This is a genomic window from Pseudomonas sp. KBS0707, assembly GCF_005937945.2.
Lineage (GTDB): Bacteria > Pseudomonadota > Gammaproteobacteria > Pseudomonadales > Pseudomonadaceae > Aquipseudomonas > Aquipseudomonas amygdali.
The window spans coordinates 3,796,400-3,815,220 of record NZ_CP041754.1 but is presented as its reverse complement, the minus strand read 5'-3'; the positions used below and the strand labels follow the sequence as shown (position 1 = coordinate 3,815,220).

Sequence of the window (18,821 nt, the reverse complement as noted above, 5' to 3'; positions counted from 1 at the left end):
TTTCGGTCTACGCAAGACAAGGTAAAGAAATAACATGGGCAGCATGCATCCCGTACAGGTTATCGCGGTGACCGGTGGCAAAGGTGGCGTCGGTAAGACTAACGTGTCAGTGAATCTTTCACTGGCCCTTGCCGAGCTTGGCCGTCGTGTCATGCTGCTGGACGCCGATCTGGGTCTGGCCAATGTCGACGTTCTGCTTGGGCTGACGCCTAAACGTACACTTGCCGATGTGATAGAGGGCCGTTGCGAGTTGCGCGACGTTCTGTTGCAGGGGCCGGGTGGGGTGCGTATCGTGCCTGCCGCCTCTGGCACCCAGAGCATGGTGCATCTGTCCCCGGCCCAGCATGCGGGTCTGATCCAGGCGTTCAGCGAGATTGGCGACAACCTTGATGTGCTGGTGATTGACACGGCTGCCGGTATCGGCGAATCGGTGGTCAGCTTCGTGCGCGCCGCTCAGGAAGTGTTGCTGGTGGTGTGCGACGAGCCCACGTCGATCACCGATGCCTACGCCCTGATCAAACTGCTCAACCGCGACTACGGCATGAACCGCTTCCGGGTGCTGGCCAACATGGCGCAGAGCCCGCAGGAAGGGCGCAACCTGTTCGCCAAACTCACCAAAGTGACGGACCGTTTTCTTGATGTCGCGCTGCAGTATGTAGGTGCCGTGCCGTACGACGAGTGCGTGCGCAAGGCCGTACAGAAACAGCGCGCCGTCTACGAAGCATTCCCGCGATCCAAATGTGCGCTGGCGTTCAAGGCCATTGCCCAGAAGGTTGATACCTGGCCGTTGCCAGCCAATCCGCGGGGTCATCTCGAGTTCTTCGTTGAGCGACTCGTTCACCAGACCAGTGCAGGGCCTGTGCAATGACTGCGAGCGGCTACCAGATGTACAGCAAGGCTTCCCGTAATTCGCAATACGAGTTGATCGAGCGTTATGCGCCATTGGTCAAGCGTATCGCTTATCATCTACTGGCGCGCTTGCCGGCCAGCGTGCAGGTCGAGGATCTGATCCAGGCTGGCATGATCGGTCTGCTTGAAGTCTCCACCAAATATGATTCAACCAAAGGTGCGAGTTTCGAGACCTACGCCGGCATTCGCATTCGTGGTGCGATGCTGGATGAAGTGCGCAAGGGCGACTGGGCACCGCGCTCAGTGCACCGCAATACCCGAATGGTCAGTGACGCAATTCGTGCAATTGAAGCTAAAACAGGCCGTGACGCTAAAGATCACGAGGTTGCGGCCGAACTCCAGTTGAGTCTTGATGATTATTACGGGATTTTGAATGACACCTTGGGCAGCCGCCTCTTCAGTTTCGACGACCTGCTTCAGGACGGCGATCACGAAGGGCTGCATGAGGATGGCGCAAGCGGTTCGCTTGAGCCGTCGCGCGACCTGGAAGACGAGCGCTTCCAGGCAGCGTTGGCCGATGCAATTGCCAATTTGCCAGAGCGTGAGCGTCTGGTCTTGGCGCTGTACTACGACGAAGAGCTGAACCTCAAGGAAATCGGAGAGGTTCTTGGGGTCAGCGAATCTCGGGTCAGTCAGTTACACAGCCAGTGCGCAGCTCGTTTGCGGGGGCGTTTGGGGGAGTGGCGAGCGCGTTGACGGCAGTGCGCGACGTTTGTCGTGCGTTGTCTGCATGCCGGCTGTGCAAAGCGTTACGTGGTAGCAGGATAGACGAGGCAAGGGCCTGTCGGGCAATGTCTCGATGGGCTTTAGTCGCAGTCTTGACTGTCGTTGTGCCAAGCCCGTCGTCGTTTCGTATAGCTGGGGGTGTGCTGTGCCAGTATTGAGTGAACAGCGTGTTCAGGTGCTGAACGCGTTAAAGACTGCTTGGAGGTCGAATTGGACAAGAACATGAAAATCCTCATCGTTGATGACTTCTCAACGATGCGGCGGATCATCAAGAATCTGTTGCGTGATCTGGGATTTACCAACACATCTGAAGCGGATGACGGTCTGACCGCATTGCCGATGCTGCAGAGTGGTGCCTTTGACTTTCTGGTGACGGACTGGAACATGCCTGGCATGACCGGTATCGACTTGTTGCGTCAGGTCCGTGCGGACGAGCGTCTCAAGAGCCTTCCTGTACTGATGGTTACTGCCGAAGCGAAGCGTGAGCAGATCATTGAAGCTGCCCAGGCCGGGGTGAACGGTTATGTAGTCAAGCCATTCACGGCTCAAGCGCTTAAAGAGAAGATCGAAAAGATCTTTGAACGCGTCAATAGCTGATGCATGCCGCGAGGGCGCTATGGATAACAATGATTCGATGGCCGACTTTGAGTCGACCTTAAAGAGACACGCGCAGGAACTCGTCACCAGCCTTGAAAAGGGCCGCTTCGGTGACGCTGTGCAGCTGATCCATGAACTCAACCAGACACGCGACCGCGGCCTTTATCAGGAAGTGGGCAAGCTGACTCGTGAGCTGCACAGTGCAATCGTCAACTTTCATATTGATCCGCACATGCCTCAAGCCGAGGAAGTGTCGCAGATCACCGACGCGACCGAACGCCTGTCGTATGTGGTGAGGCTGACCGAGAATGCGGCCAACCGCACTATGGACCTGGTCGAGGAAAGCACACCGCTCATGAGCGGTCTGAGCTCCGATGCCAAGGCATTGAGTGACGACTGGGGGCGTTTCATGCGCCGCGAAATCGGTGCTGAAGAATTTCGTGAGCTGGCCAAGCGGGTCGATGGTTTTCTGACGCGCACCGAGCAGGAGGCCGATAGGGTTTCCGGGCATCTCAACGATATTTTGCTTGCCCAGGATTACCAGGACCTTACGGGGCAGGTTATCAAGCGCGTGACGCAATTGGTTACGGAAGTCGAGAGCAATCTGCTCAAACTGGTGCTCATGGCCAGCCATGTCGATCGCTTCGCAGGCATCGAACATGACGAAGAATCCATCCTTGCTGAAAAAGATCCTAAAAAACATCTCGCCAAGGGTGAAGGTCCGCAGATTCATGCCGATAAACGTGAAGACGTCGTATCCGGACAGGATGATGTAGACGATCTGCTATCGAGCCTCGGCTTCTAAGATCTGTTGACGGTTAATTTTAGGGAGCACCCCATGAGCTTCGGCGCCGATGAAGAAATCCTTCAGGATTTTCTGGTAGAGGCCGGCGAAATTCTGGAGCAGTTGTCAGAGCAATTGGTCGAGCTGGAAAGCCGACCGGATGATGCTGATCTGCTCAATGCAATTTTTCGCGGTTTTCACACTGTAAAAGGGGGCGCCGGCTTCCTCCAGCTCCATGAGCTGGTGGAGTGCTGCCACATCGCCGAAAACGTGTTCGACATCCTTCGCAAGGGTGAGCGTCGCGTTGATTCCGAACTGATGGATGTGGTCCTGGAAGCTCTGGACACCGTCAACAGCATGTTCGGTCAGGTACGTGAACGGACTGACGTAACTGCGGCGACGCCAGAACTGCTGGCTGCGCTTTCGCGACTGGCCGAGCCACAATCTGCCGACGAAGTCGCAGCGCCCGAGCCCGAGCCGGTGGTTGAAGCCGAGGCTCTGGCTCCGGCTCCGGTTGCCGAGCAAGCGGCCAGCGATGACATTACCGATGATGAGTTCGAGCAACTGCTCGATTCGCTGCACGGCACCAGTCCGGTGTCTGCGGCACCATCAGCGGCACCTGCGGTCGCGCCAGCTGGCGATGAAATTACCGATCAGGAATTTGAATCCCTGCTTGATCAGTTGCATGGCAAGGGCAAGTTTGCGGCCGATGCTGTAGCCGCTCCAGCCCCGGCACCTGCTGCACAGAGCAAGGGTGCAGCGCCTGCCAGCGATGAAATCACCGACGACGAATTCGAAGCCTTGCTTGATCAACTGCATGGCAAGGGCTCGTTTGACGGTGCCATAGCCGCTACGGCTGCACCTGCACCTGCACCTGCGGTCGTTGCTGCCAAGGCACCCTCTGCTGCAGCGGCATCGGACGAAATTACCGATCACGAATTTGAAAGCCTGCTCGACGAACTGCATGGCAAAGGCAAGTTCGAGCCTGATGCGGTCGTTGCCAAGGCACCTGCTCCGGCAGCTGCCGTAGCTGCTGCTCCGCCACCGGCTGCCAAGCCTGCTGCGGCGCCTGCACCTGCGGCAAAGGCCGAGCCCGCCAAGCCTGCTCCAGCACCTGCACGCGCTCCTGCACCCACTGGTGAAAAGCCGGTTGCGACTGAAGCCGAAACCACGGTTCGTGTGGATACCGCCCGACTGGACGAGATCATGAACATGGTCGGTGAGCTGGTGCTGGTACGTAACCGCCTGGTGCGTCTGGGTCTCAACAGCGGCGATGAAGCCATGTCCAAGGCGGTTTCGAACCTGGATGTGGTCACTGCCGACCTGCAGACCGCGGTCATGAAGACCCGTATGCAGCCGATCAAGAAAGTCTTTGGTCGTTTCCCGCGTCTGGTACGTGACCTGGCTCGCCAGCTCAAGAAAGAGATCAATCTGGAACTGGTCGGCGAAGAAACCGACCTCGACAAGAACCTCGTAGAGGCGCTTGCCGACCCGCTGGTCCACTTGGTGCGCAACGCGGTCGACCACGGTATCGAAACGCCGGAAGAACGCGAAGCCTCGGGCAAGTCCCGCGGCGGCAAGGTAATTCTTTCGGCAGAGCAGGAAGGCGACCATATCCTGCTGTCGATTTCCGATGACGGCAAGGGTATGGACCCCAACGTGTTGCGCTCGATTGCGGTCAAACGTGGTGTCATGGACAAGGATGCAGCCGATCGGTTGAGCGACACCGATTGCTACAACCTGATCTTTGCACCGGGCTTCTCGACCAAGACCGAGATTTCCGATGTGTCAGGTCGCGGTGTTGGCATGGACGTGGTTAAAACCAAGATCTCCCAGCTCAACGGCTCGATCAACATCTACTCGACCAAGGGCCAGGGTTCCAAGATTGTCATCAAGGTCCCGTTGACCCTGGCGATCATGCCGACCCTGATGGTGATGCTGGGCAACCAGGCTTTTGCCTTCCCGTTGGTCAACGTCAACGAAATCTTCCACCTGAACCTGTCCACTACCAACGTGGTTGACGGTCAGGAAGTGGTGATCGTACGTGACAAAGCCTTGCCGCTGTTCTATCTCAAGCGCTGGCTGGTCAGTTCGGCGGCTCATGAAGAGCAGCGAGAAGGGCACGTCGTGATCCTGACGGTCGGCACCCAGCGCATCGGCTTCGTTGTCGATCAACTGGTCGGCCAGGAAGAAGTGGTTATCAAACCGCTGGGCAAGATGCTGCAAGGTACGCCAGGCATGTCGGGCGCCACCATCACCGGTGACGGTCGCATCGCCTTGATTCTCGATGTACCCAGCATGCTCAAGCGTTACGCCGCACGGCGTATCTGAACCCGGGGGTGCGGGCAGCCTGGCTGCCTGCAACACCTATTGGAGTGTTTATGGCAGTCAAGGTCCTGGTGGTGGATGATTCCGGTTTTTTCCGCCGCCGTGTTACGGAAATTCTTTCTTCGGACCCCAACATTGTAGTGGTTGGCACCGCCACCAACGGCAAGGAAGCGATTGAGCAGGCGCTGGCGCTCAAACCTGATGTCATCACCATGGACTACGAAATGCCGATGATGGATGGCATTACGGCAGTTCGTCATATCATGCAGCGTATCCCCACCCCGGTATTGATGTTCTCGTCGCTGACGCACGAAGGTGCGCGCGTGACGCTGGATGCTCTGGACGCCGGTGCCGTGGATTTCCTGCCCAAGAATTTCGAAGATATCTCGCGCAACCCGCAGAAGGTCAAACAACTGCTGTGCGAGAAGATCAACAGCATTTCGCGCAGTAATCGCCGTTCGAGCGGGTTTGGTGCGGCCAGCGCTGCATCGGCGGCTGCACCGGCAGCGCCGACGTCGTCCAGCCGTGCACCTGCGCCCACCACCGCGCCAGCCCGTGCCGTGCCGACGCGCACTGCAGCGCCTGCCACGGCCCCTGCGGCTCATGCTCACCATGCTCCGGCACACCCGACCACCTCAGGCACGCCCAAGCGCAAGGCATACAAACTGGTGGCCATCGGCACCTCAACCGGTGGCCCGGTTGCGTTGCAACGGGTACTTACCCAGTTGCCAGCCAGCTTCCCGGCACCGCTGGTGCTGATTCAACACATGCCTGCGGCCTTCACCAAGGCCTTTGCCGAGCGTCTCGACAAGCTGTGCAAGATCAGCGTCAAGGAAGCAGAGGACGGCGACGTTCTGCGCCCTGGTCTGGCGTTGCTGGCACCGGGCGGCAAGCAGATGATGGTGGATGCGCGCGGTACGGTGAAGATTCTGCCGGGTGACGAGCGCCTGAATTACAAACCTTGTGTAGATATCACCTTTGGCTCTGCCGCCAAGTCCTACGGTGACAAGGTGCTGTCGGTGGTATTGACCGGCATGGGTGCCGATGGCCGTGAGGGCGCGCGCCTGCTCAAGCAGGCGGGCAGTACCGTATGGGCGCAGGACGAAGCGAGCTGCGTCATTTACGGCATGCCGATGGCAATCGTCAAGGCTGAGCTTGCAGATGCGATCTACAGTCTGGATGACATAGGTCGCCACCTGGTAGAGGCCTGTCTCTGATGGATGTACTCAGTCTTATCGGCCTGATCCTGGCGTTTGTCGCGATCATTGGCGGCAACTTTCTTGAAGGCGGACACCTAGGTGCGTTGCTCAATGGCCCGGCAGCCCTGATTGTACTGGGCGGCACACTGGGTGCGTCGCTGTTGCAGTCACCGATGAGCGCGTTCATGCGTGCCATGAAAATCATCCGCTGGATCATTTTCCCGCCTCGTATCGATCTGCCCGGTGGTGTCGACCGGGTGATCGGCTGGAGCATGACCGCCCGCAAGGAAGGCTTGCTCGGTCTGGAAACGGTCGCCGATTCCGAACCTGACAGTTATGCCCGCAAAGGCTTGCAACTGTTGGTCGATGGTGCCGAACCTGCAGCGATCCGGAGCATTCTTGAAGTGGATTTCATCACCCAGGAAACCCGCGATATTCAGGCTGCCAAGGTATTCGAAAGCATGGGCGGCTATGCGCCGACCGTGGGCATCATCGGTGCGGTAATGGGTCTGATTCACGTCATGGGCAACCTGGCCGACCCGAGCCAACTGGGCAGTGGGATTGCGGTGGCTTTTGTTGCCACCATTTATGGCGTTGCAATGGCCAACCTGATTCTGCTGCCGGTGGCCAACAAGCTTAAAGGCATTGCCCACCGTCAGTCGCGTTACCGCGAAATGCTGCTTGAAGGCTTGCTGTCCATCGCCGAGGGTGAAAACCCGCGCTCCATCGAACTCAAGCTGCAAGGCTTCATGGAGTAACAGCGCATGGCTCGCCGACGTCAGGCCGAAGAACACGAAAATCATGAGCGCTGGCTGGTGTCGTATGCCGACTTCATTACCCTGCTGTTCGCTTTTTTCGTGGTGATGTACTCGATTTCCTCGGTCAACGAAGGCAAATACAAGATTCTGTCCCAGGCACTGGTTGGCGTATTCAACGATACCGAGCGCACTATGAAACCGATCCCTATTGGTGAGCAGCGCCCGGTCTCGGTAAAGCCCGCCGAGCCGCTGGTCAAGGACAGCGAACAGACCGATGCCGGAATTGGCCAGGCTTCTGATGATCCGCTGCAGACCATCGCTCAGGATGTTCGCGATGCGTTCGGCGACCTGATCAAGTCCGATCAGATGACGGTGCGCGGCAACGAGTTATGGATCGAGATCGAACTCAACTCCAGCCTGTTGTTCGTCAGCGGCGACGCCATACCCAGCGACAAGGCCTTCACGATCATTGAAAAGGTTTCCGGAATCGTCAAACGCTTCGACAATCCCATACACGTTGAAGGCTTCACTGACGACCAGCCGATCAGCACTGCGCAGTTTCCGACCAACTGGGAACTGTCTTCGGCTCGATCTGCCAGCATTGTGCGCATGCTGGCGATGGACGGTGTCAATCCAGCGCGACTGGCCTCTGTGGGCTACGGTGAGTTTCAACCGATCGCGCCCAATACCACTGCCGCCGGACGCGCCAAGAACCGCCGCGTAGTGCTGGTTATCTCGCGAAATCTGGATGTGCGTCGCAGCCTGACCAGTTCAGGGTCGGCCAATGTGCAACCGGATGCTGCACTGAGGCGTGCTGGCACACAAACTGCACCGGTGCCAGCAAAGCCGCCGGTACGTGCGAACGCCGTCAATTCTCCGTCACCTGCCCCCTAACATCGTATCGGTATGGTCGTTGCTGTACGCAAGGAAAAACATCAATGAGAGTCTGGGCAGTAGCCAACCAGAAAGGTGGAGTCGGAAAGACCACCACGACCATCGCCCTGGCCGGCCTGCTGGCCGATGCGGGCAAGCGTGTGGTCGTGGTCGATCTGGACCCCCACGGCTCCATGACCAGCTATTTCGGGCATAACCCGGACGAACTGGAACACAGTGCCTTCGATCTGTTTCTCCACAAGGGTGCGGTTCCGGAGGGGCTTCCGGGCCAATTGCTGCTGCCGACCAGTGACCAGCGTATCTCGCTGATACCCTCCAGCACGGCGCTGGCCACACTGGAGCGTCAATCCCCTGGCCAGAGCGGCCTGGGCCTGGTGATCGCTAAAAGTCTGGCGCAGTTGTGGCAGGATTTTGACTATGCGCTGATCGACAGTCCGCCGCTGCTGGGCGTTCTCATGGTCAATGCGCTGGCGGCTAGCCAGCAGTTGGCGATACCGGTACAGACCGAGTTTCTGGCTGTGAAAGGCCTGGAGCGTATGGTCAATACCCTGACCATGATCAACCGTTCGCGCAAGGTGCCATTGCCTTACACCATCGTGCCGACCTTGTTCGACCGTCGCACTCAGGCGTCGATGGGCACATTGAAATTATTGCGCGACAGTTTTCCCGATCATGTCTGGCAAGCCTACGTGCCGGTCGACACGCGGCTGCGCGATGCCAGCCGCCTGGGGCTGACGCCGTCGCAGAATGACAGTAAGAGTCGCGGTGTGATTGCTTATCGGGCATTGCTCAAGCATATGCTCGCCGAGCAGCTCAATGCTCAGGTGGCCTGACGTGAACGTCCATTCTTTCTACACAGTTTGCTCAAGTGATGCCTCAATGCGGCCGATAACTCTATCAGGTTGCACATGCTCCATTTTTTGTTGGGCCCCGGTATGAACCGCCCTGTAGAAGTAGCAACACGACCCAAGCTGGCGTTGCAGTCCTATCTGGACGCATTGCTGTACGACGCGACTGAAGTGCTTGAAGAGCCTGTCAGCAGCATCGATGAATTTCAAGCGGCTGTGCTCGAAGAGCAAGCCTTTGATGCGCGGATGCAAGCGCAGATCAAACCGCTGGCGGTTGCGGTGGCCGCGCCGGCTCCGGCGGCTGTAGCGGTAAAGGTTGAAGCGCCTGCGCCGGTGATTGAAGTCGCTCCGGTGATTGTTGCCGAAGTGGTGAAGGTTGAAGAAGCAGTTTCGACCGTTGAGCTGGTCGAGCCGGTCGCTGAGTTGAGCACACTGGTGACCCAGCGCACGCCGACGCCGCCTACCAGTGATGGTCGCCCGGCATGGGCCGCCGAGCCGTTCGAATGCCTGTTGTTCGACGTGGCCGGGCTGACGCTGGCAGTGCCGCTGGTATGCCTGGGGTCGATTTACCCGCTGGCAGGGCAGGAGCTGACGCCACTGTTCGGTCAACCGGACTGGTTTCTCGGGATCCTGCCTTGCCAGGCGGGCAACCTGAAAGTATTGGATACCGCGCGCTGGATCATGCCTGATCGATACCGCGACGATTTTCGCCAGGGATTGCAGTACGTGATTTCGGTGCAGGGATACGAGTGGGGACTGGCGGTGCATCAAGTCAGCCGTTCGTTGCGTCTTGATCCGAATGAGATCAAATGGCGCACGCAGCGAGGTCAGCGCCCATGGCTGGCGGGCACGGTTATCGAGCACATGTGCGCGTTGCTGGATGTTGCAGAGTTGGCCGAGCTGATAGCCAGTGGCGCGGTCAAGCAGTTGAATAAGTCGAAATAATCATGGGTCGATGCCAGTGGCATCACCTGCAAAGAACACACGTGAGGGGTTGGGGTTATGAATAAGTCGTCTGCACAAGGTTCCGAAGATCCTATCCTGCAATGGGTTACGTTCCGCCTGGACAACGAGTCCTATGGCATCAACGTGATGCAGGTGCAGGAAGTGCTGCGCTACACTGAAATCGCCCCGGTCCCGGGTGCGCCAAGCTACGTACTGGGCATTATCAACCTGCGCGGTAACGTGGTCACCGTGATCGATACCCGTCAGCGCTTTGGTCTGGCTCCGGTTGAAGTCAGCGACAATACGCGTATCGTGATCATCGAAGCCGACAAGCAAGTGGTCGGGATTCTGGTCGATAGCGTGGCTGAAGTGGTTTACTTGCGTCAGTCTGAAGTCGAAACTGCGCCAAACGTGGGTAACGATGAGTCGGCCAAATTCATTCAGGGCGTTTGCAACAAGAACGGCGAACTGTTGATTCTGGTTGAACTGGACAAAATGATGTCCGAAGAAGAGTGGTCCGAACTGGAGAACATCTGATTGATCTTTGAGGTAGCTGTCGTCTTCCTGGGCATTCTCTGGGTAGTCACCCTGTTTATGTTCCTGGCCCATACCAGGCGTCAGCGCAAGCTCGATGCCGAGCGTGATGAGGCGGCTGCCTTGCGTGATCAGCGGATCAAGGAGTTGGCCAGACGCCTGGACAACTACCAGAACGGCACGGTGCGCATGGGCGAAGCGTTGCACGAGCTGCGTGCTATCGTTGCGCCGTTGCCGGACAAGCTCACTGCACTGGAACAGCGCGATCCCTCCACGCTGTCCTTTGCCCAGGCTGCACGCCTGGTCGGCATGGGTGCCAGCATCGATGAGCTGACCCAGTCCTGCGGCCTGACCCAGGCCGAAGCGCAACTGATGACCAAACTGCACAGCAATACTGCGAGCTAGTTTCTCTTCGGTACACGCCTGCGCTGCCCATTCAAGGTCGGACGCAGAGCGTCCAGAACTGCAACGATAATCTCAACTATCGTGCGACGCTCTGCGTTGCATGCCGTTCTGGACGCTCTGCGTCCGATTTTGAGTATGATTCTCGTGTCAATCACTCTGCATTGGCATGCTCTTCTTAACGCTTGCGTTGCAAATTTCCGGTGCGGCAGAACATCATGCCTTACCTGTTAATGCTGCCATACAGTGCTTTTTTATCGCGATGGTACTGACGACGCAGAGTGCGACGTAAGTGACGGCTGAGTCCTGGCGCTGATCCGGGGGTAGCCTGGCAGGACGCCAGGCTAGCCGCACCGGGCCATGGATGGCCCGTTGCGGCTACCCCCGGATCAGTGACAGGGCGAAGGAACCCGACGAAGTCGGGCCGGAAACAGGAGCGAGGGGGTTTGGTTACTTTGGCCCGTCAAAGTAACTCGCCGAGGGGCGAAAAGGTGACCTGAGTCGAACCCCAATCCATCTGACATCGCAGAACCACCGTGCAAAGCGGAGCCACGGTCAGCGCCGGTCTTACTGCTCGTCCAGCGCAAACTCGGTCAGACAGAACGTCGGGATCTTCAGGTCGTTAAGACGCTTGGAGCCACCCAGTTCCGGCAGGTCGATGATCGCAACGGCTTCATGTACCTCGGCGCCCATGCGGCGGATGAGGTTGGCGGCGGCGATCAGCGTGCCTCCCGTCGCGATCAGGTCATCGAACATGATGACTGAGTCACCTTCGCACAGACTGTCGGCATGCACTTCCAGATACGCTTCGCCGTATTCGGTCTGATAGGCCTCGGAGAGTACGTCGGCAGGCAATTTGCCTTGTTTGCGAAACAGCACCAGCGGCTTGTTGAGTTGATACGCCACCACCGAACCAATCAGAAAACCACGCGCGTCCATGACGCCGATATGGCTGAAATCGGCTTCTATATAGCGCTGCACGAAGCTGTCGATTACCTGACGGGTAGCCTTGGGCGACTGAAAGAGGGGGGTGATGTCGCGAAAGACCACGCCCGGCTTGGGAAAGTCTATGACCGGGCGTATCAGGGACTTGAAGTTCGATTGATCGAAAGTCATCAGGGGGATCCATGGCAGGTTTGGCCGATAGTTTAAGCCGACCCGCCACAGATCGCACGTATCAGCTTTGGATTGCGCCGCCCGCCAGCGCGCACAGCTCGATCGGGGCGAGGATATGAATCTCTTTGCCTTCTGCAGCAATCAACTGGTTTTGCTGGAACCGGGTGAATACCCGCGACACCGTCTCGACGGCCAGGCCCAGGTGATTACCGATTTCGTTGCGCGACATGCTCAGACGAAACTGATTGGCCGAGAAACCTCTGGCCCGGAAGCGCGCAGACAGATTGATCAGAAACGTGGCAATACGCTCATCGGCGGTCTTCTTCGACAGCAACAGCATCATTTGCTGATCTTCGCGGATCTCGCGGCTCATGACGCGCATCAACTGGCGACGCAGTTGCGGTAACTGCACCGACAGCTCATCCAGGCGTTCAAATGGTATTTCGCACACTGAAGTGGTTTCCAGTGCCTGCGCCGAGACCGGGTAAGCCTGGGCGTCCATGCCTGACATTCCGACCAGTTCGCTGGGCAGATGAAAGCCGGTGAGTTGTTCTTCGCCGTTGCCACTGATGTTGAAGGTTTTCAGCGCGCCGGAACGTACTGCATAGACCGACTCGAAGGTATCTCCCTGACGGAATAGAAACTCGCCTTTTTTCAGCGGACGGCCCCGTTTGACGATCTGGTCAAGGCAGTCCATGTCTTCCGTGTTCAACGAGAGGGGCAGGCAGAGTGGAGCGAGACTGCAATCCTTGCAGTGAGCCTGGTTTTGAGCGCGCAACTTTACTGGCTCGGACATCACTTAATTCCTTGTGGGAAAACACACATAAGCCGTAAGGGTACCTCACCCTTGCTTGTCGGGGCCAGCCTACAAAGCCTTCTGTACCCTCAAGGTTCCAGAGCGGCTGCCGATAAGCCTGTATTCCCTCGGATGAACCAGGATGCCTTGGCATGTCAACGACACTTCCGTTGATCAACAGTATTACGATACGTACTGCGACCTCGCAGATTACGTACAGCAGCCAGACCAGCGAAAGCAGCGTCGAGACGCCTGCCGGTGAGGCAAAGGGCGTTGAAGTCAATCTGTCGTCAGCAGGCAAGGCTGCCGCTGCGTCGTCTTCCAGAAATGCCGATATCGAGCAGAGCGGCCTGCCGGCTTCCGTGCAGAAGATCCTCAAGGCTATTCGCGAGCTTCAACGCAGGATCGCGGAAACCATGGAGCAGATCCAGAAGGCTCTGAAGGACCCGAGTCTGAGTCCCGAGGAGCGCCGCACCAAGGCCGCTGCGCTACAGACCGTGCTCACCACATTGCAGGCGCAGGTGAGCAATTCCACGGCCGATTTGTCGTCGCTGATGAACAGCCTGAACTCCAGCGACGCCGACAAGACCAAGGCGGGCATGCTGGTTCTGGCCAAAATGTAGAACCAGGCCGCTGCTCATATCACCCGGGAGAACTGCTGCCTGTTCTGCCGGGTCAGGTACGCATCGAAGACCATGCACACAGCACGCACCAGCAACCGGCCTGCCGGTTTCACTTCAATTCCCGCGGCGCTCAACGCAATCAGTCCGTCCTTCTCCATGCCAAGCAGTTGTGGCCATGCGTCGCTGAAATAGCCTCTGAAATCGATGGAGAATGCTTTTTCAATCTCGGCGAAATCCAGCATGAAGTGGCAGATCAACTGCTGAATGACTGCGCGTCTTATCCGGTCGTCATCGCTGCACATCAGCCCTCGTCTGGTTGCTGGCTGGTCGCTGTCCAGCAGCCTTTGATAGTCGCTCAGGTCGCTGCTGTTCTGACTGTACAGCTCGCCAATCTGGCTGATGGCCGAGACGCCCAGCCCGATCAGATCACAGTGACCATGCGTGGTGTAGCCCTGAAAATTGCGTTGCAGGGTCAGGTCTTCCTGGGCGATAGCCAGCTCATCGTCGGGCAGGGCGAAATGGTCCATGCCGATGTAGCGATAACCGGCGTTGCCCAGTTGCTCGACGGTGCGCTCGAGCATGAGCAGTTTGCTCCGGGCATCCGGCAGTTCGGCCGTGTCGATGCGCCGCTGCGGCATGAAGCGTTCCGGCAGGTGGGCGTAGTTGAACACAGACAACCGGTCGGGCTGTAATTCGATGATTTCATCCACCGTGCGGCTAAAGGCTTGCGCGGTTTGTCTGGGAAGGCCGTAGATCAGGTCGATATTCACAGAGCGAAACTGCAGCGTGCGGGCGGCTTCGACGATGGCGCGGGTTTCCTCCAGGCTTTGCATGCGGTTGATCGCCCGTTGCACGGTCGGGTCCAGGTCCTGCACGCCAAGGCTGACCCGGTTGAAACCCAGCTCGCGCAGCAGGCCCATGGTCGACCAGTCCGCTTCGCGAGGGTCAATCTCGATGCCATAGTCGCCGGAGTCATCCTCCAGCAAATTGAAATGCGCGCGCAGCTGCGCCATCAACCGGCGCAGTTCAGCATGACTCAGGAAGGTCGGCGTGCCGCCGCCCAGGTGCAGTTGCTCCACCACCTGACCGGGTGCCAGGTGGCAGGCGAGCATCTGTATTTCGTGTTCGAGCCGCTGCAGGTAAGCCTGGGCGCGTCCACGGTCCTTGGTGATGACCTTATTGCAGGCACAGTAGTAACAAATGTTCGCGCAGAAGGGCAGATGCACATAGAGCGACAGCGGGCGCAACGCCTTGCGGCTTTCCCGCAGAGCATGCAACAGGTCAAATGCGCCTATTTGTGTGTGAAGTTGCACTGCTGTCGGATAGGACGTATAGCGCGGTCCTGCCACATCATAGCGATGGATCAGGTCTGAATCCCAACGAATGGCGTCAAGCATGCGCACGTTTCCCGGTCAGGCTGGCGATGTCGCGAGCATACGCAGGCGCTCAAGGGCGGGCGTTGACGTGGATCAAGCGGTGTGAGCTGCCCGGCCTCAGTGCCCCATCAGCCAATGCTGATGTGGCCCCGGCAAGGTCCAGAGGCCAAACACGATTACCAGCAACCCTCCGGCCATGCGAACACCTCGTTTGCGCAGCAGGACAGTGGTGCGCTCGGCGGCAAGTCCGGTGGCCAGCAGAACGGGCCAGGTGCCCAGCCCGAAGGCCAGCATCAGCAAGGCGCTATGGAGAGGATTGCCCTGGCTGGCGGCCCAGAGCAGGGCGCTGTAAACCAGCCCGCAGGGCAGCCAGCCCCATAGTGCGCCGAGCAACAAGGCGCGGGGCAGGCTGGACACCGGCAGCAAGCGACTGGCCAGCGGTTGCAGGCATCGCCACAGTCCTCGGCCCAGGCGCTCGATATGCGTCAGCCCGCTCCACCAGCCAGCCAGATACAGCCCCATCACGATCAGCAACACTGCGGCGATGACCCGCATACCCGTTGCCAGCGGACTTTGCGCGACTGCCCAGCCGACCAGCCCGGAACCCAGGCCGGCAACCGTGTAACTGAGAATGCGCCCAAGGTTATAGGCCAGCAGCAGCCGGAATCGACGGCTGCGCTGTTCCTTGGGAATGGCCAGTGTCAGCGCTCCCATGAGGCCGCCACACATCCCCAGGCAATGGCCGCCGCCCAGCAGCCCGAGAATGAACGCCGAGAGCAGCGTCGAAGCAAGTTCAAACATCGTGTTTCTCGTCAGCGCCAGGCCGTTGCTGTTCTGGCCGGGCATGATCCACTGACGGCGGATCATCGAACAATATGCTGTGCGCCGGGCCTTCCATATCGTCGTACTGGCCGCTGTCCACCGCCCAGAAGAACACGTAGATCGCGACACCCACCAGCAGCAGCGCAGCAGGGATCATGATGTAAAGCGCGGGCATGAAACCTCCGGGGCAGGTTGTGACGTCAGGGTACGGCGCGGCATGCGGGTCAGGCGCAAGGCGTTGAGCACTACGGTCAATGAACTGAGCGACATGCCGATGGCCGCCCATACCGGGGTGATCCAGCCCAGTGCCGCGAATGGCAGCATGAGGCCATTGTACAGGCTGGCCCAGAGCAGATTTTCGATAATGACCCTGCGCGTACGTCGGGCCAGATTCAGTGCGTCGATCAGCACCGGCAAACGGTTGCACAGCAGCACGGCGTCAGCGCTGGTTTTTGCAAGGTCGGTGGCTGAGCCCATTGCCACACTGATGTCGGCAGCGGCCATGACCGGGACGTCATTCACCCCGTCACCGATCATCAGCACCTTGCGTCCCTGAGCCTGAAGTTGCCGCAGCACCTCCAGCTTGTCGTCCGGGCGCATACCGCCACGCGCTTCCTCTATCCCCAGCGCCTGCGCGACCATCGGTGAGCTGTCTCCGGACAGCAGCAGCGTTTTCCAGCCTCGTGCCTTGCAGGCTTGTAACAAGGTGCCTGCATCGTCGCGCAGTCGATCGTCGAGTACCAGCCAGGCCAGCGGCCCTTGCGCATCGCCCAGCAATAGCCACTGGCCGGACTCATCGGTGATCACCGGCGGTTCAGTGCCGCTCGGCGCACAGACGAACGGCGCCTGGCCGATGCGCAGCAGTTTCCCGTCAACACGTCCTTCCAGCCCTAGCCCCGGTGTGCTGTGCACCTCTTCGGCGGCCCTTGACGCTCGACCAAAGGCGCGGGCAATAGGGTGCTCGGAACGGTTTTCCAGCGCCGCCGCCAGCTCAAGACAGCGGCTGGCGTCCAGTTCGCGTAGCGGGTGAATGCTGCGCAGCGCCAGACGTCCCTCGGTCAGGGTGCCGGTTTTGTCGAAGATGACTGTGTCGATCTGATTCAGGCCCTCCAGTACATGACCTCGGGTCAGCAACAGACCAAGCTTGTGCAGCGTGCCGGTGGCTGCTGTCAACGCGGTCGGTGTCGCCAACGACAGTGCGCAGGGGCAGGTGGCAACGAGCATTGCCAGGACAATCCAGAATGCACGGGATGCGTCGATTTGCCACCAGACAACGCCGATCAGCGCCGCCGCCATCAGCGAAAACAGTAGAAAGGTCTGTGCAGCCCGGTCGGCGATCTGCGCGAGACGGGGCTTCTGCGCCTGGGCGCGCTCGAGCAGGCGGACAATGGCCGAAAGACGGGTTTCCTGACCCAGCGCCGAAACGGCAATGGTCAGCGGACTCTCGACATTCAACGTTCCTGCGGTGACCGCATCGCCCGCGCTGCGCACTTGTGGCAGGTACTCGCCGGTCAGCAGTGACTCATCGATACTGGAATGACCTTCGAGGATCCTTCCTTCAGCCGGGATCACCGCACCGGGGCGCACCAATATACGATCAGTCAAACGCAGTTCGCTGAGCATGATGCGCTGGCTCCGGCCATCGTCACCAAGGCGCAGGCATGAGGCAGGCAGCAGGTTGACCAGCTGCGCCGTGGCTGCCGCTGTGCGCTCGCGGGCGCGGCGCTCCAGGTAGCGTCCGGCCAGCAGGAATAATGCAAACATGCCTACCGCATCGAAATACAATTCGCCAGCGCTGGTGACCGCAGTCCAGATGCCGGCGACATAAGCCGCGCCTATTGCCAGCGACACCGAGACGTCCATCGTCAGTTGACGGCTGCGCAGGTCGCGCAACGCGCCGCGGAAGAACGGTGCGCAACTGTAAAACACGATCGGAGTGGTCAGAAACAGCGCCACCCAGCGCAGGATGGTGTGCATCTGCGGGCTGAGGTCGATGTTGAACTCCGGCCAGGTGGCCATGGTTGCCATCATTGCCTGAAACCACAGCAGACCAGCGACACCCAGTTGCCGCAACGCCAGACGGTTTTCACTTGCCAGACGTTCGGCGGCGCGATCGGCCTGCCAGGGGTGAGCGACATAACCAATTGCGTGCAGCTCGCTCAGCAACTGACTGAGGGCAAGCTGGTCGCCGCGCCAGCGTACGTGCAGGCGATGGGTGGAGAGGTTCATGCGCGCTTCGGCCATTGCAGGCAAGCGGCTCAGACGTTTTTCGATCAACCAGCCGCAGGCTGCGCAACTGATGCCCTCGACAAGCAAAATGGCTTCTGACAAATCGCCTTCGTGGCGTACGAACGGCGCCTGTACTTCAGGGCGGTCGTAGAGTGCCAGTTCCTCGATCAATTGCGTGGGCAGACTTTCCGGGTTGGCCGAAGCCTCGCTGCGATGGTGGTAGTAGCTTTCCAGACCGCTGGCGACGATGGCCTCGGCCACCGCCTGACAGCCGGGGCAGCACAGCTCCCGGGGTTCACCGAGCACAACCGCCGTGAAACGGCCGCCGGCCGGCACGGGCAGGTCGCAGTGGTAACAGCGCATTGGAGTGGCGGGGGGCAACGTCGCCATATTCAGTCTTTCCGGCGTTGCGCGGCTTGCAGGGGTTCGTCGCCCAGGGTCAGGTCAGCAGCGTCGACCTGCTCTTCTTCGAACAGACGCCAGGTCTGGTCGCCTTGGACACCCAGCAGTTCCACAAAGCGCCGACCCTCGACCCGGTCTTGCAACTGCCCGATGTAACGGCCCGGTTCAGACGGGCTGCGGGTCAGGAACACACGGCGATCACTGGCAGGGCGCGTCGGCGAAATAAGGTTCAACTCCAGACGCTCCGGGTTGCTGTTGCCGCTCAGGCGCAGCTCGACTTCGCCGGTCAACTCGTCCAGATGTACACGGGCGTGCAGTTTGAGGTTTTGCGCAAGCATTTCCCTATTCAGCGAGCGATTGATGCCTTTGCCGGCCTCGTAGTAGTTATCGGTGACCAGCGGGTCAGGGTTGGTCACTGCGATGAACACCATCGACAGGCTCAACGTCACCGAGCAGGTCAGAATGGCGATGATGATCCATGGCCAGAGGTGCCTGTACCAAGGGCTTGCAGCAGTCGCAACGGGCATGACGGT

At 59.2% G+C, this 18,821-nt stretch carries 20 protein-coding genes; 13 read left to right on the top strand and 7 right to left on the bottom strand.

The window, feature by feature from the left end; translation table 11 throughout:
- The first annotated feature begins 34 nt into the window (after positions 1-34).
- The 12 genes from fleN to FFH21_RS17850 all read left to right on the top strand — a co-directional run bounded on the left by fleN (position 35) and on the right by FFH21_RS17850 (position 10,927).
- Positions 35-868, top strand: a complete 834-nt coding sequence (fleN, locus tag FFH21_RS17905) for a flagellar synthesis regulator FleN (protein WP_003412391.1) — start codon at positions 35-37, stop codon at positions 866-868.
- Positions 865-1,605 (top strand): RNA polymerase sigma factor FliA, encoded by a 741-nt coding sequence (gene fliA / locus FFH21_RS17900; RefSeq protein WP_002554271.1) that lies wholly within the window; start codon positions 865-867, stop codon positions 1,603-1,605. Before fleN ends, fliA begins: the two co-directional genes overlap by 4 nt.
- Before the next feature lie 252 nt (positions 1,606-1,857).
- Positions 1,858-2,232, top strand: a complete 375-nt coding sequence (locus FFH21_RS17895) for a chemotaxis response regulator CheY (protein WP_011169086.1) — start codon at positions 1,858-1,860, stop codon at positions 2,230-2,232.
- A gap of 19 nt (positions 2,233-2,251) precedes the next feature.
- On the top strand, positions 2,252-3,037 hold the full coding sequence (locus FFH21_RS17890) for a protein phosphatase CheZ (protein WP_002554269.1): 786 nt from the start codon (positions 2,252-2,254) through the stop codon (positions 3,035-3,037).
- Positions 3,038-3,070: 33 nt separating this feature from the next.
- Positions 3,071-5,347: a chemotaxis protein CheA gene (locus FFH21_RS17885; RefSeq protein WP_011169084.1), complete on the top strand. Its 2,277-nt coding sequence runs from the start codon at positions 3,071-3,073 to the stop codon at positions 5,345-5,347.
- A 50-nt stretch (positions 5,348-5,397) separates the two neighbouring features.
- Complete coding sequence (locus FFH21_RS17880) at positions 5,398-6,561, top strand: chemotaxis response regulator protein-glutamate methylesterase (RefSeq protein WP_002554267.1); 1,164 nt, start codon at positions 5,398-5,400, stop codon at positions 6,559-6,561.
- A complete protein-coding gene (locus FFH21_RS17875) occupies positions 6,561-7,301 on the top strand; it encodes a flagellar motor protein (protein WP_002554266.1) in 741 nt (246 codons plus the stop codon). Before FFH21_RS17880 ends, FFH21_RS17875 begins: the two co-directional genes overlap by 1 nt.
- Positions 7,302-7,307: 6 nt before the next feature.
- Positions 7,308-8,195: a flagellar motor protein MotD gene (gene motD, locus FFH21_RS17870; protein WP_004664478.1), complete on the top strand. Its 888-nt coding sequence runs from the start codon at positions 7,308-7,310 to the stop codon at positions 8,193-8,195.
- 44 nt (positions 8,196-8,239) lie between these two features.
- Positions 8,240-9,028, top strand: a complete 789-nt coding sequence (locus FFH21_RS17865; RefSeq protein WP_002554264.1) for a ParA family protein — start codon at positions 8,240-8,242, stop codon at positions 9,026-9,028.
- A gap of 75 nt (positions 9,029-9,103) precedes the next feature.
- Positions 9,104-9,988: a CheW domain-containing protein gene (locus FFH21_RS17860; RefSeq protein WP_004658760.1), complete on the top strand. Its 885-nt coding sequence runs from the start codon at positions 9,104-9,106 to the stop codon at positions 9,986-9,988.
- 57 nt (positions 9,989-10,045) lie between these two features.
- Positions 10,046-10,525, top strand: a complete 480-nt coding sequence (locus FFH21_RS17855; protein WP_003370201.1) for a chemotaxis protein CheW — start codon at positions 10,046-10,048, stop codon at positions 10,523-10,525.
- On the top strand, positions 10,526-10,927 hold the full coding sequence (locus FFH21_RS17850; RefSeq protein WP_004644274.1) for a DUF2802 domain-containing protein: 402 nt from the start codon (positions 10,526-10,528) through the stop codon (positions 10,925-10,927).
- Positions 10,928-11,491: 564 nt separating this feature from the next.
- Here the strand turns inward: FFH21_RS17850 and FFH21_RS17840 are convergent.
- The gene (locus FFH21_RS17840; protein ID WP_011169082.1) at positions 11,492-12,040 is read right to left on the bottom strand and encodes an adenine phosphoribosyltransferase; all 549 of its coding nucleotides are present in this window, start codon (positions 12,038-12,040) and stop codon (positions 11,492-11,494) included.
- A 61-nt stretch (positions 12,041-12,101) separates the two neighbouring features.
- The gene (fnr, locus tag FFH21_RS17835) at positions 12,102-12,836 is read right to left on the bottom strand and encodes a fumarate/nitrate reduction transcriptional regulator Fnr (protein ID WP_011169081.1); all 735 of its coding nucleotides are present in this window, start codon (positions 12,834-12,836) and stop codon (positions 12,102-12,104) included.
- Positions 12,837-12,988: 152 nt separating this feature from the next.
- On the opposite strand from fnr, the gene FFH21_RS17830 reads away from it, so the two are divergent.
- Complete coding sequence (locus FFH21_RS17830) at positions 12,989-13,459, top strand: hypothetical protein (RefSeq protein WP_004658764.1); 471 nt, start codon at positions 12,989-12,991, stop codon at positions 13,457-13,459.
- Positions 13,460-13,473: 14 nt separating this feature from the next.
- Here FFH21_RS17830 and hemN read toward each other — a convergent pair whose 3' ends face one another.
- The 5 genes from hemN to FFH21_RS17805 form a co-directional block, all read right to left on the bottom strand.
- Positions 13,474-14,856 (bottom strand): oxygen-independent coproporphyrinogen III oxidase, encoded by a 1,383-nt coding sequence (hemN, locus tag FFH21_RS17825; protein WP_004658765.1) that lies wholly within the window; start codon positions 14,854-14,856, stop codon positions 13,474-13,476.
- 96 nt (positions 14,857-14,952) lie between these two features.
- On the bottom strand, positions 14,953-15,636 hold the full coding sequence (locus tag FFH21_RS17820) for a sulfite exporter TauE/SafE family protein (protein ID WP_011169080.1): 684 nt from the start codon (positions 15,634-15,636) through the stop codon (positions 14,953-14,955).
- On the bottom strand, positions 15,629-15,832 hold the full coding sequence (gene ccoS, locus FFH21_RS17815) for a cbb3-type cytochrome oxidase assembly protein CcoS (protein WP_002554255.1): 204 nt from the start codon (positions 15,830-15,832) through the stop codon (positions 15,629-15,631). The genes FFH21_RS17820 and ccoS overlap by 8 nt, the downstream gene beginning before the upstream one ends.
- Positions 15,811-18,276 carry a heavy metal translocating P-type ATPase gene (locus FFH21_RS17810; RefSeq protein ID WP_011169079.1) on the bottom strand — a complete coding sequence of 822 codons (2,466 nt, stop codon included), beginning with the start codon at positions 18,274-18,276 and terminating at the stop codon, positions 15,811-15,813. Before FFH21_RS17810 ends, ccoS begins: the two co-directional genes overlap by 22 nt.
- Positions 18,277-18,278: 2 nt before the next feature.
- Positions 18,279-18,815 (bottom strand): FixH family protein, encoded by a 537-nt coding sequence (locus FFH21_RS17805; RefSeq protein WP_004661434.1) that lies wholly within the window; start codon positions 18,813-18,815, stop codon positions 18,279-18,281.
- Positions 18,816-18,821 lie beyond the last annotated feature (6 nt).